This is a genomic window from Pseudomonas sp. SDO5522_S412 (assembly GCF_054071215.1).
Genome location: NZ_JBSVWQ010000021.1, coordinates 1 through 13,391, shown reverse-complemented (window position 1 = coordinate 13,391; position 13,391 = coordinate 1). Strand labels below are relative to the sequence as shown.

The following is a 13,391-nucleotide window of genomic DNA, read 5'->3' as shown; positions in this document are numbered from 1 at the left end:
GAGAGAAACCATGTGTGGAATTGTTGGCGCAGTCGCTGAACGAAACGTCACTGCCATTTTGCTCGAAGGCCTCAAACGCCTGGAATACCGTGGCTACGACAGCGCCGGTGTGGCGCTCTTTACCAACGCCGGCAAGCTTGAGCGCATGCGTCGCCCGGGCAAGGTCAGCGAACTCGAACAAGCGTTGGCCGGTGAGCCGCTGGTAGGCCGCCTGGGTATCGCCCACACCCGTTGGGCCACCCACGGCGCGCCGTGCGAACGCAATGCTCACCCGCACTTCTCCGGTGACCTGGCGGTTGTGCACAACGGCATCATCGAAAACCACGAAGTGCTGCGTGAACAACTCAAAGGCCAGGGTTATGTCTTCACCTCGGACACCGACACCGAAGTCATCGCCCACCTGCTGAACCACAAGCTCAAGGACATCGGCGACCTGACCAATGCCCTCAAGGCTACCGTCAAGGAACTGCATGGCGCCTATGGCCTGGCCGTGATCAGCGCCAGCCAGCCTGACCGCCTGGTTGCCGCCCGCAGCGGCAGCCCATTGGTGATCGGCCTGGGCCTGGGCGAGAACTTCCTCGCCTCCGACCAACTGGCCCTGCGTCAGGTGACTGACCGCTTCATGTACCTGGAAGAAGGCGACATCGCCGAAATCCGCCGTGAAAGCGTGCAGATCTGGGACGTTGACGGCCAGTCCGTGGAACGTGAGGCCGTGCAGTATCGTGACGGCGCCGAAGCCGCCGACAAGGGCGAGTTCCGCCACTTCATGCTCAAGGAAATCCACGAGCAACCGGCCGTGGTGCAACGCACCCTGGAAGGTCGCCTGAGCCAGAACCAGGTATTGGTGCAAGCCTTCGGCCCGCAAGCTGCTGAGCTGTTCGCCAAAGTGCGCAACGTGCAAATCGTCGCCTGCGGCACCAGCTACCACGCCGGTATGGTCGCCCGTTACTGGCTGGAAGAACTGGCCGGCATCCCGTGCCAGGTCGAAGTCGCCAGCGAATTCCGCTACCGCAAGGTGGTGGTGCAGCCCGACACTCTGTTCGTGACCATCTCCCAGTCCGGTGAAACCGCCGACACCCTGGCCGCCCTGCGCAACGCCAAGGAACTGGGCTTCCTCGGCAGCCTGGCGATCTGCAACGTCGGCATCAGCTCCCTGGTGCGCGAGTCCGACCTGACCCTGCTGACCCAGGCCGGTCGTGAAATCGGCGTGGCATCCACCAAGGCCTTCACCACCCAGTTGGTCGGCCTGTTGTTGCTGACCCTGTCCCTGGGCCAGGTTCGCGGCACGCTGGGCGAAGGCGTCGAGGCACACCTGGTCGAAGAACTGCGCCGCCTGCCGGCCCGCCTGGGTGAAGCCCTGGCCATGGACAGCACTGTGGAGAAAGTCGCTGAGCTGTTCGCCGACAAACACCACACCCTGTTCCTCGGCCGTGGTGCGCAATACCCGGTGGCAATGGAAGGTTCGCTCAAACTCAAGGAAATCTCCTATATCCACGCCGAAGCCTACCCGGCCGGTGAGCTCAAGCACGGTCCGCTGGCCCTGGTGGATGACGACATGCCAGTCGTTACCGTCGCGCCGAACAACGAACTGCTGGAGAAGCTCAAGTCCAACCTGCAGGAAGTGCGCGCCCGTGGCGGCCAACTGATCGTGTTCGCGGACGAGAAGGCCGGCATGACCAATGGCGAAGGCACCCACGTCATCAACATGCCGCACATCCACGACACCCTGTCGCCGATCCTCTACACCATCCCGCTGCAGCTGCTGTCGTATTACGTGGCTGTGCTGAAGGGCACCGACGTTGACCAGCCGCGTAACCTGGCGAAGTCGGTGACGGTGGAATAAGCCGCACCCGAACCACCAAAACCCCCGTTCTTCGGGGGTTTTGCTTTTTCAGGCTACCGGACATCGGGTCTTGGCGTTTCTGTGGACTAATTCCGGGAGTATTCTCCTGCTTTACCCCTAGAATGCGCCCTGTGGATAACTAGCCAGGGAATGCCGCCGCCATGAACATCGAACTGCTGATCGCCGGTATCGTCGTGCTGATCATTGTCGTCGGCCTGGTCGGCTGGCTGGTGGGGGTCTACAACGGCCTGGTGATGCGCCGCAACGATGTGGATAAAGCCTTCGCCAACATCGACGTGCTGCTCAAGCAGCGGGCAGACCAGATTCCCGACCTGATGCGCGTGGTGCAAACCGCCATGAACCATGAGAACGCGCTGTTCACCCGCCTCAGCGACGCCCGCACCGCGTACCTCAACGCCAGCAGCCTCACCGATAAAGTCGATGCCTCCAACCAGCTCAATACGGCGCTCAAGTCGGTGATTGCAGTGGCCGAGAATTATCCGACGCTGATCTCCGGCCCCAACATGGTCGAGTTGCAGCAGGCGATCTCGGCGGTGGAGGAACGCATCGCCGACCGTCGCGAGTTCTTCAATGAGTCGGTCAACCTCTACAACATCGCCATCGCGATTTTTCCTGATCTGTTCTTCGCCAAGATGCTCGGTTATCAGCGCATTCCGCTGCTGGCCATCAGCGCCGAAGAAACCCGCTACGACGGCGTGAAGCTTGAGGTGCCGGGGGCATGAAAACCACCCAGGCAGGGGTTGTCACAAAAAAACCAGCGTGGAAAACCCTGGTGGCACTGGTCTTTCTCGCCGGCTTTATTGGCCTGATGGTCTACGCCCCGACGATCCTGGTGGCGCTGTTTTTTCCTGTGTGCATCCTGATCGGACTGCTGGCCAGCTTCGGCCCCAATTTCTATCGCACCGAACAGCGCCTGGCCACCAGCCAGATACGCTCATTGGCCATGGGGCTGGTGGAGGTGAACGGCAAGGTGATCGTCGACACGCCGCTGATCTCCCCGGTCCACGGCAAGCCTTGCGCGGGTTACGTGTGGGTCATCGAAGAAGGCACCAAAGACAAGGATGGCGATTGGAGCTGGAGCCAGGTCTCGGCCGAGGCTCGCTGCAATGACTTCCGCCTGCAGGACGCCACCGGTGAAGTGACAGTGATTGCCGAGGGTATCGACCTGTTCGGCAAGAAGCGCCCTGACGACCATGAATGGATCAGCAGCTCCCGCCGCCAGGGCGAACTGCTCCTCACCCACGATATGCAGGTGATGCTGATTGGCGACGCCTGCGAGCGTGCGGGCAAGACGGTGATTGCCCAGGGCCGGCAACCTGACGCGGTCTTCGGCCTGGCCGAGACCAAGGAGGTGGAAAACCGCCGTGTGCTGGCGCCGCTGTGGCGCGCCGGTGGTTTCTACGCGGTGGTGGTGGGTTTGATCGGCGTCGGCATCATGGCCATGACGCCGGAACATTTTGCCCAACTGCATTTGCCGGGCCCCGCCACCTACCAGCAAATGGCAGAGCTGAATCCCGCCTATCGGTTTCTGGCCTGGTTGTACCGTGACAATGGCTTCGTGATTCCTTTCATGGCCGCGTTTGGCTTCTTGCTGACGATGTTTGTGGTGTTGCTCGCGCTGCGGCTCTTGCTGCCCACGGGCATGCGCCTGGCGGTAGGCCGCGTGCTGGGCGCCTGGATGGGCCTGGGCATGGTGATTGGCGGCGTAGTGACCTTGCTGCTGGTGGTGGCCCAGGTGGACACCATGAAGGTGTTCCTGGTGTGGATGATGATTCTGCTGGGCACCCTGGTGTTTTCGATCTTTGAGCAACGCAAGCTGGGGGTGGCGTACAAGCATTTCGCAAAAGATGCCGGCACTGCCGGTTTAGGCGACGAGGACGCCTGATCAGGGTACAAACTCAACCTTCAAGCCTCGGCTGGCGCTGCGGCCCTGATCGTCAGTCACCCGCAACCGGTACTCCCCCGACTTACCCGGCCGCCAGTTCAGCGTGGTTTGCGGCGGGCCCTGGCCGATCAGGGTCTGGTCGGCGAACCAATACAGCGTCAGTGCATCACTGGCCGCGTTGGCGTTCAGCGGGATGCTTTCCTGGGGCTGGGACAGGCGCAGGTGGTAGCTGACCTGGGTCAGCGGCGAGCGAATCTGTGGCGCTTCGCTTTGATCGCCGACACGGTTGGGTTGGCAGCTTTTCTGCACATTGGGCGGCGTACGCCGGGGCAGTCCGGCGGCGCGGAACAGCCGCTGCACATCGCTGGGCCAGAACTCGAAGACTTCTTCACGGGTGTACTGCGGGTCGAACGGCGGGCACGCGGCCTTGCCGGTGCGGGTGTCGATCAGCACCGGGCGGTGCAGGTTGGACACCCGAATCGGTGACACGCCGGGGATGTACCAGGTCTTGCGGGTACGTGGGCACCAACGGTTGGGCAAGTCACCAGAGGCCGCGCAGACGTCGATGCGGATCAGCCCGGCGGGCGGCTTGTCGGGCTTGATCACCACATTGGGCAAGGCCAGCGGCAGGGCGTCGGCGATACGGAAGAACAACGGTGCCGCAGTTTTCGCACCGATAAACTCAGGATTCGGACGGCCATCGAAGTTGCCCACCCACACCACCAGCACGTACGGGCCTACGAGGCCGGCGCTCCATGCATCATGAAAACCCCAGGACGTGCCGGTCTTCCAGGCCGTACGCCAGTGGCGCCCCGGCAGCCCGTCCGGGCGCGGGTTGCGCCGCAGCATGTCGCGCACCATAAACGCGGCCTGCGGCGTGAGTAGCTGGGCGCCAGTGGTTTGCGGCTGTTCCTGCAAATAGCGCAGCGGCCGCAAATGCCCGTCACCAGCCAGCATCACATACAGCCGCGCCAGCTCCTCGGGCGTCATCTCGCCGCCGCCCAAGGCCAGCGCCAAGCCGTAATGGCTTTCGCCGCGCAGGCCCTTGATCCCGGCCCGTTGCAGCAATCCGTAGAGTGACGGTGAGCGGGTTTGGCTGGCCAGCCACACCGCCGGAATATTGCGGCTGCGAATCAGCGCGTCGCGGGCTGTCACCGGACCGACAAAACTGCCGTCGAAATTTTCCGGCTGGAAGTAGCCGAAGTTACTCGGCATGTCCTTGAGGATGCTCATGGGGTGGATCACCCCTTGGTCCAGCGCCAGCCCATACAGGAATGGCTTGAGCGTGGAGCCCGGCGAGCGCCGCGACAACACGCCGTTGACCTGGCCGTGGATGCTTGTGGATAAGTAGTCTGCCGAGCCCACCAGGGCTTTTACGCTCTGGTCGCGGCTGTCGATCAGGATCGCCGTGGCGTTTTCCACACCGCTGCTGCGGCGCTCGGCGATGAAGCCGGTGATCAGCCGTTCCAGCAATTGTTGCAGCGCCAGGTTGAGGGTGCTGTTCAACTCATTGCCGGTTTGCGAGGCCAGCAACTGTTCGCTCAGGTGCGGCGCGAGAAACGGGATCTGCTGGCGGTTGCGGGCTTCCAGCGGCAGGTCCAGCAAACTGTCGTTACGCGGGTCCTGTGGATAAGTTTCCCGCCAGTCGGCCATCAGCCGTTGCCGGGCGGTTTGCAGGGAAGGCCCAAAGCGCGCCCGACGACCCGGTTGCTGGGGAATCACGGCCAGCGCGAGGGCTTCAGACAAGGACAACTGCGCCGCTGACTTGCCAAAATAGATCCGGCTGGCCGCTTCGGCACCTTCGATATTGCCGCCCATGGGCGCCAGGTTGAGGTAGGCCTCAAGGATGTCGTGCTTGCTGTAACGCGCCTCCAGCCACAACGCCAGGGCCATCTGCTGCAGCTTGCCGGGCACTTGGCGAGTGTTGAGATCCCACAGGCGCCTCGCTAACTGCATGCTCAGCGTCGAACCGCCCTGACGCTGGCCGCCGCTATAGGTGGCCATGGCCGCCCGCAATAACGCCGGGGGATTGACCCCGGGGTGCCAGTAGAAATTGCGGTCTTCCTTGAGCAGCAACGCCTCCACCAGTGACGGAGAAATCCGTTCCAGGGGTAGCCACAGGCGATATTGCCCGTCAGCCGCCAGGGTCATGCGCAGCAGCGAACCGTCATCGGCCAGCACCACCCGTGAGGAGGTGGCTGCCTGTTCCAGCGGCGCGTGGGGCCACAACCGTAGCCCCGCCAGAATCAACGCCGCTGCCAGCAGCGGCGTCAGGCTTTTAAGGCTTGGTAATTTCAAGCTGGCCTACTTTGCCGCGTCCTTGCAGGGTGGTTTCGTACATGCCCTCGGCGTAGGCCGGTGGCGTATTGAAGGTACCGGCGTTGGTGGCGCGCACGCGGTACACGAAGGTGCCTACATCCCGCAGCGCGGTGCCGTACAACACCACTCGGTCATCACGCACGTCGACGTAGTCCGGCTGCCAGTTGCTCAAGTCGGTCTCGCCAATCGGCGCCTGCCAGGCATCGGCTTCTTCGGTGTCTTCGCCGGTTTCAACGTACTCCGAATCGTCGCCTTCGCTTTCCTCGGTGCTGGCCGCTTCCGGCTCCGGCGGCAAGTTATACACAGGCTCGACGCCGCCCGGCAGCAGGTCGACCACCGCCACTTGTTGCACCTGATCACGGTCGGTGGCGCGCAAGCGCAGGCGCACCAGGAACTCATCGCCTACCGCGACCTTGCTGACTGGATTGCCTTTGAGGTCGAGGTATTCGTGGATGATTTCCAGGCCGCTGTTGATCGGCTTGAGGTTGGCGCCCTTGTCATAGCCCGCTTCGCTCAGCATGTAGAACGCCGCCGGGCCGTCGGATTTTTCCATCTGCAGTTTTTGCGTACCGGCAGGCACCGCCGCACGTGGCGGCTGGCCGGCCATCTGCAACAACTGTTGCTGCTTGTCGCTGAGCCATGCGGTGGCCTTGAGGGTCATGTCGCTTTGGGCGCGCTGGCCGTAATTGTCCAGGGCCCGCAGCAACAGTGCCGCCGACAGCGAGTTGTAGCGTTGCTCGTTGAGACGCTTGCCGAGTTTATCCAGCAGGCTTGTCGGCACATCGTCGAGCATTTCCGGGAAGTGCCGCGCGAGCAAATGCAGGTGCTCGGCGTCGTGCACCAGCGGGTCGTAATACAGGCCGTCGCTGTTCCATTTATCCGACAGGGAAAGCCACGGCACCTTGCGGAACAAGGTATCGGCCTGACGATCCTGCTTGAGCAGCTTGTAGCTGGCGGCCAGGTACGCCGCGCCAATGTCGTTCTGCCAGGTGTCCTTGAAGTAGCTTTCGTAGCGCTCGCGGATATCACTCAAGGCGCCGCTCACCAGAATCCCCTGACGGCTCAGGAGGTAACTGGCGTAGGCGCGGTTGCGCAATTCCGACAGGCCTTCGCTCGGGCCGTTGGCCAGGTCGGTGAGGTACGCGTTGGAACGTTGCAGCAGGTCTTCCGGCACCGGCAGCCCGCGCTCCCTGGCTTCGATCAGGAAGTCGGTGGCGTACAGGCTGGCATACGGCGCCACGTCCGGGTTGGCCGCCCACAAGCCGAAACCGCCGGCCTGGTTCTGCCGTTGACGCAGCATGCGCACCGCACCGCTGAAGGCCTGCTCGGCCTCCGGCGCGTTACCACCCCAGATCAACGCCGGCATGGCCTTGGACACCAATTGCTCGGTGCAGGCGTAGCCATAGTCATCCAGGTAATGCTTGAGGCCGTTGGCCCATACCAGCGGCGAAGCGGCGACGCCCAACTGCACATCGCGCAACTGGCTGAACAGCTCGCGGGTCGGTTTCAGCTCTTTGCTGGCGCTGTCGAAACGGCCCAGGCTCAGGGCCACCCGATGCTCGCTCAAGGGTCGGATCGACGTGGTTTCCGCCACCTGGATACGCTTGCCATCCGGCAGCACCGCGACGAAGCGCAAGTCTGCCGAGCCGAGGGTTTCGCCTACCTTGATCTTGAACTCGGCGACACCCTCCTTGCGCGGTTGCAGGGCCAGGGTGCTGGCCTTGTCGCCTTGCACCTGCAGGCCATCGCTGGTCTGCACTTCAAACTTCACGTCCGCCGCCGCGTCCAGGTTGCTGAACACCCCGGCGCTGACGCTGAACACATCCCCCGGTGCGACAAAGGCCGGCACGTTCGGCGTGATCACCAGCGGCCCGCGCACTTCGGTGTTGGCCTCGCTGACGCCCACGCTGTCGCTGTCCACGGCCACCGCAAACAGGTGCAGCTTGCCATTGAAGCTGTCCGGAACCTGGTAGTGCAGCACGCTTTCACCGGCCGGCAAGTCCACCAGGCCAGACCACCAGGCCACAGGCGGCTGATGTTTACGCTTGAACGGGTTGAGGTGGTTGGCCAGGGCGCCTTCCGTATCGCCACCCGGCGCTGCCCCACTGAGCAGGCGGCTGAATTCCGGCAGGATCAGGTCAAGGATCTGACTGGTACCGACCTCCAGCGCCCGCTTCTGGAAGAAGAAGCCCAACGGGTCCGGCGTCTGGTAGCGCGCCACTTGCAGGATGCCTTCGTCCACCGCGTAGACCACTGCGCGGCCAGGGCGGTCGGCGTTGACCTTGATGTCCAGGGTCTGCCCCGGCTCGATCTTCGCCGGGCCTTCGACTTTCAGCGCCATGCGCCGCGCGTCGAGGTTGATACTGAACGGCACTACGCCGTAGGACAGCGGGCTCATGTAGACCTCGGACGAACCAATGTCCCGTACGAACTGCACGTTGACGTAGGCATTGCCCTCAAGCCCCGCAGGAACGCGGATGTGTTGCACGCTGTTGGTGCTGTCGGCCTTGAACCACTGCTGGGTGTAGACCTTGTCCCGCTCGATGGTGATCAACCCGGCGCCGGTGTAAGGCGCGCGAATGCTGATGGCGATCTCATCACCGGTGGCGTAGCTGCGTTTATCCAGGCGCAGTTGCAGTTCGGCGTTGCGCTCCAGGGAGCGCGAGGTGTTGCCCCGGCCGGCGACGCTGTAGTCGATCTGGTTCAGCAGGTTGCCGTTGGCGTCCTTGAGTTGCAGGGTGAAATCGCCCGGGGTGCCGGTGTTCAGGGTTTGCTTGGCGCCGTCCTTGGTTATCACCAGCGGCGAGGCCGGCTGGCTGATGTTCTTGATGCGCGACTCGTATTTGTAGGTGCCGTTGGATTGCTTCACCAGCACCGAGACGTAACGGTGCTCAACCACTTCACTGGTCAGGCCGTCGACTGCGACTGGCGTGAGGTCTGGCGCCACGGCCAGCCATTGCACTTCACGCGGAGCGTCCTTGGCGACGAAAGACAGCGAATCCTTGCTCTTCACACCCACCAGGTACGGCGCCGCCGACACCAGCAATGCGCTTTGTGCGGCGACGTTGCGACCGCCTTCGGCTTCGTACACCTGGGTCATCACTTGCAGGCGGTAGGTGCTGTTGGCGAAGCGTTGCAGGTTCAGGTCCAGCACCGCCTGGCCATTGTCGTCGACGGTGGTTTCGGCCAGGTCTTCGGAGCTGGCTTCTTCCAGCGAGTCATTCAGGCGGAAGCGGTAATCCGGGTAGCGATCAAAGGCCGCGAGCGTCGGGCTCAGGGACATTTTCGCCGTGACGCGGCGACCCGCCGCCGGAGCGCCGAACAAGTGCATCGCGGTGACCTTGGCCACCACCTGGTCCGGCGGGATCCAGCCCAGCACCGGTGTATCGTGCAGGCTCAGGCTGACTTTCATCCGGTCCGGTTCAAAGTCGCGGACCTTGAAGCTGACGCTGCCCAGATCGGTACGACGCTGCTTCTCACCGATCAGTTGCAGGGTCGCGGTGTAATCGCCGGATGGCGCTACTTCGCTGCTTGGGAAATCGAAGGTTTCAAAACCGCTGGCCGACAGTTTCAACGGCTGGCGAATCACCTCAAGGCCACGGGGGTCGGTGATCTGCAACTCAACCGGCAGGCCTTGCAGGGCGCCTTTCCAGTCGCCGCTGCGCACGATCATGCCCAGGTGCGCGGTCTCGCCGGGCCGGTACAGGCCGCGATCGGTAAACAGGTAGGCGCTGAGGCGATTGATCGCACCGTCCTCTTCCAGGCCGCCTACATCAAAGCGTGACAAATCCAGCTGTTGCGACTGACGGGCAATCGGCAGGAAGGATTGGTCATTGCCGCGACTGACCACATACATCAACGGCGTTTTCTCACGGCGCAATTCATCCAGCTTGGCGAAGTGCGCGTGACCTTCGGCGTCGGTATGGCCGCTGGCGACCGGCAAACCGTTGCGGCCGATGATATCGACCTGGGCGTCGGACACCGGCGAGCCGTTGCCGATGGACTGCACGTACACATCGTGGCTGCCATCACTGGAGCGCTTGGCGATGATGCCCAAGTCGGTGACCACGATGAAACGCAGGTCGCTGGTGGTGTTGCGCGAGTAGTCGAAGGTGCGATCAGCCGGGTCGTCCTGCGGGCTCAGCTTGAGCACAAAAATCCCCCGGCGGCCGCCGTTGGCCGTCAGGTAGCTGCTCAGGTCGACATTGTCGTAGACGGTTTTCGACGGGTCGCCAGCCGACAGCGGAATGTCCAGGCTCTGACGCTCCACCATCCGGTCGAAGTAGTCGTTGGCAAAATTCGGTCGGGCAAAGCTGCCGCTGCTCTGGTCCACCAGGTGTTGCAACTGGTTGGGCAGCAGGCGCGCGATTTCCACATGGGCGCCGGGTACGCCACGGGCCATGAAGCCCAGGCGTTTTTCGCCGGTGAGGCTGAGCAGGGCGCCGTCGGACAGGAACTGCAGCGTGCGTGGATAAGCCGGCATGCTCACGAGAGAGGCTGTCGGATTTTTCGCCAGGTAGCCGCCGATGGCTTCCAGGTTGGCCGGCACCCGCACATACAGGGCGCGGCCCGGCGGGGCCTTGAACTTGAAGGCGTGCAGGGTATTCAGCGGTTCGACGCTCGGCACGTGGGTCAGCTTGACCTTGGTGCTGCTTGCCAGCAGTTTGTCGTCGATGTCTTGCAGGTTCCAGGGGCGGGTATCGTCCTCGGCTTTTTCCGGCAGCATCCAGGCCTGCACCTTGTTGGCGATGGTCTCGTCGGCCACGGCGCTGGAACTGCTGAACATCAACACCGGCTCGGGTTCGCCGCGCTCGTTGTCGACAAAGCTGACTTCGGCGCCGGTAAAGGTCAGGCGATAGCGGCCGGGCACGGTGACTTCGGCCACCAGCGGCGCCGAGCTGGGATTGCCGCCATCACGGGCCTTGAGGCCTTCATCGAGCTTGGCGCTGACCGGGGTGCTTTCCAGTGGGGTGGCCAGGGCGGCAGAGCGCACAAAGGCGTTGAGCTTGTGTTCGTCGAAGGTGATTTCCGGGCGATTGGGCAGTTGCGCATCGCGGTAGGCCAAGCCTTTGCCGAGGGTGACCGAGGCACGTTTGCGTACGCTGTCTTCGTCTACCGGGTGGGAAAAGTGGAAGGTCGCTACCAGCTGTTTCTGCGTCGGGTTGCTCGGGTCCTGGTACAGCTCGTTTTGCGTCAAGGTGGCGCGGAACGGCTGGGTGGAGAATTGGCTGGTGTATTGGCTGAGCAGTACGCCGTCGGCCAACAGGGTTTTCTTGGCCAGGTCGATGGTGTAGTGGGCGTCGACGGGCCAGTCTTTTTCCGGGGTGAACACCAGGCTGCGGTCATCCGCCCAGCGCCAGGCGCCGGCGATGGCAGGCTTGAGGGTGATGCCTTCGGTGACCGGCTTGCCGATGGCCGCCAGCGGGGCCACGGATTCGGCGAAGCGTACCTGCAAATTATCCACAACCGGTTGCGGCTGGGTGTAATCCGTCAGGTTGGGCTTGTGCAGCGAATAACCCACGGTGTGGGGCTGAGGCAGGTGGGAATACCAGTGCCAGCCGTAAAAGCCCGCGGCCAGCACCAGTACCAGGGCCAGCGCGCCGCCCGCAGCCTGGCGCGGATAAGCCCGGGCCTTGTGGCCGACGTTGACCAGGCCGTTGCCTGTGGCTTGCAGCCAGCGCGGCGGCTGCCACTGGCCGAACAGGCTGCGTGCCAGCCATCGAACGGCGCTGAACAGAACACTCACCACTGAGATCAAGGCCCCGAAAAAACGGCGGCTGGTCGCTTTTAACGAATCAAACATGGTGAGCATCCCTGGCAATGTGTCGCGTATCTTACACGTCTCTTTGATACAAAAGATGACGGCAAATGCGCCGCAAAGCTCAGGCTTGCTGTACGAAGGTGAGGCGTATCGCAAAACCGATCAAAAGACTGCCAAACAGCCATTGCTGAAGGCGCTGGGCGGACGGGCTGCGTTCCAGCCAGCGGCCGATTCTTGCGCCGGCCAATCCATAGCAACTGTCGAATCCCAGGCCGACCGCCACCAGAATCGCCCCCAGCAGCGCGAACTGTGCCGTCACCGATGCGCCATGTGGATCAATGAATTGCGGCAGCAGCACGGAGCAGAACAGCAGCGCCTTGGGGTTGAGCAGGTTGGTCAGCAAACCCCGCTGGAAGGCTTCGCGCCAGGCATGCGCCGGCGCCGTGCTGTGCTCGGCGTTCAGGTTGGGCAGCAGGTTTGAGCGCAGGCACTGCACGCCGATCCACAGCAGATACGCCGCACCGCCCAGGCGCACCACATCGAATGTCCAGGGTGCGACCTTGAACAGGGTCGCCAGGCCCATCCCCGCCAGCGCCACGTGGCAGGCTCGCGCCAGGCCCAAGCCGCCTGCGGTTGCCAGTGCCATCGCCTTGCCCTGGCGGGCGCCGGTTTGCAGCAGCAGGATCATGTCCGGGCCGGGCAGCAGGTACACCACTGCCAACGCGACTAAAAACAACCAGAGTTCTGCCATGTGCCTGCCCCTTGCGGTAGGTGATTCGTAGGGCAATTTTAGGGGCGAAGGCCGGGGCAGGTGCTTGCGTAGTCAGATGGAAAAGCGTCTAGTCTTGGCACAATCTGCCACTTTTTTCGGGCGAAACATTTCACTTATGCCAAATCTGAAGCTGGACGCATTTGACCGCAAGATTCTTGAAGCCCTGCAACGGGATGGCCGGCTGAGCAACGTGCAACTGGCGGACGAGATTGGCCTGTCGGCCTCGCCCTGCTTGCGGCGTGTGCGGCTGCTGGAAGAGGCCGGGGTGATTCGTGGTTACCAGGCAAGCCTGGACCGGGATGAAGTCGGGTTGGGGCTGACGGTGTTTGTCGGGGTGAAAGTGGAGCGGCATAACGACGAACAGGCGGAGGCGTTTCGGTTGGCGGTGACGGCGCTGCCCCAGGTGATTTCGGCGTTTCTGGTGTCGGGGGAGTCGGATTTCCTGCTGCAAGTGGTGGTGCCGGACTTGCGCGGGTATGAACGGTTCCTGACAGGGAGCTTGTTGAAGTTGCCGGGGGTGAGTGATATCCGCAGCAACTTCGCGATTCAGACGGTGAAGACGCCCGGGGCATTGCCGCTGAGTCACCTTCCCGGCTAGATCGTTCCCACGCTCCGCGTGGGAATGCCGCCCTGGACGCTCCGCGTCCGCTTTAAAGTCGTGACGCGGAGCGTCACCGGATGCATTCCCACGCAGAGCGTGGGAACGATCAGATAATGACGCCGGGGGCACCTTCCCGGCTGGTGCTTTCTTATTGTGATAAGGACGCTTGTTGTGGCGAGGGAGCTTGCT

The 13,391-nt window shown here is 63.0% G+C and carries 7 protein-coding genes; 4 read left to right on the top strand and 3 right to left on the bottom strand.

What is annotated here, in order from left to right:
• Positions 1–10 precede the first annotated feature (10 nt).
• The 3 genes from glmS to ACW9I6_RS07525 all read left to right on the top strand — a co-directional run bounded on the left by glmS (position 11) and on the right by ACW9I6_RS07525 (position 3,749).
• A complete protein-coding gene (gene glmS, locus ACW9I6_RS07535) occupies positions 11–1,843 on the top strand; it encodes a glutamine--fructose-6-phosphate transaminase (isomerizing) (protein ID WP_003213537.1) in 1,833 nt (610 codons plus the stop codon).
• Between the two features lie 161 nt (positions 1,844–2,004).
• Positions 2,005–2,586: a LemA family protein gene (locus ACW9I6_RS07530; protein WP_003213535.1), complete on the top strand. Its 582-nt coding sequence runs from the start codon at positions 2,005–2,007 to the stop codon at positions 2,584–2,586.
• On the top strand, positions 2,583–3,749 hold the full coding sequence (locus ACW9I6_RS07525) for a hypothetical protein (RefSeq protein ID WP_457339122.1): 1,167 nt from the start codon (positions 2,583–2,585) through the stop codon (positions 3,747–3,749). The genes ACW9I6_RS07530 and ACW9I6_RS07525 overlap by 4 nt, the downstream gene beginning before the upstream one ends.
• Here ACW9I6_RS07525 and pbpC read toward each other — a convergent pair whose 3' ends face one another.
• The 3 genes from pbpC to ACW9I6_RS07510 all read right to left on the bottom strand — a co-directional run bounded on the left by pbpC (position 3,750) and on the right by ACW9I6_RS07510 (position 12,580).
• Positions 3,750–6,047 (bottom strand): penicillin-binding protein 1C, encoded by a 2,298-nt coding sequence (gene pbpC, locus ACW9I6_RS07520; protein WP_177048270.1) that lies wholly within the window; start codon positions 6,045–6,047, stop codon positions 3,750–3,752.
• Positions 6,028–11,871, bottom strand: coding sequence for an alpha-2-macroglobulin (locus ACW9I6_RS07515; RefSeq protein ID WP_457339121.1), 5,844 nt, complete (start codon positions 11,869–11,871; stop codon positions 6,028–6,030). Before ACW9I6_RS07515 ends, pbpC begins: the two co-directional genes overlap by 20 nt.
• A gap of 79 nt (positions 11,872–11,950) precedes the next feature.
• A complete protein-coding gene (locus ACW9I6_RS07510) occupies positions 11,951–12,580 on the bottom strand; it encodes a LysE family translocator (protein ID WP_177009026.1) in 630 nt (209 codons plus the stop codon).
• Positions 12,581–12,725: 145 nt separating this feature from the next.
• Between ACW9I6_RS07510 and ACW9I6_RS07505 the strand changes: the two genes are divergently transcribed.
• On the top strand, positions 12,726–13,199 hold the full coding sequence (locus ACW9I6_RS07505) for an Lrp/AsnC family transcriptional regulator (protein ID WP_032899927.1): 474 nt from the start codon (positions 12,726–12,728) through the stop codon (positions 13,197–13,199).
• The last annotated feature ends 192 nt before the right edge of the window (positions 13,200–13,391 follow it).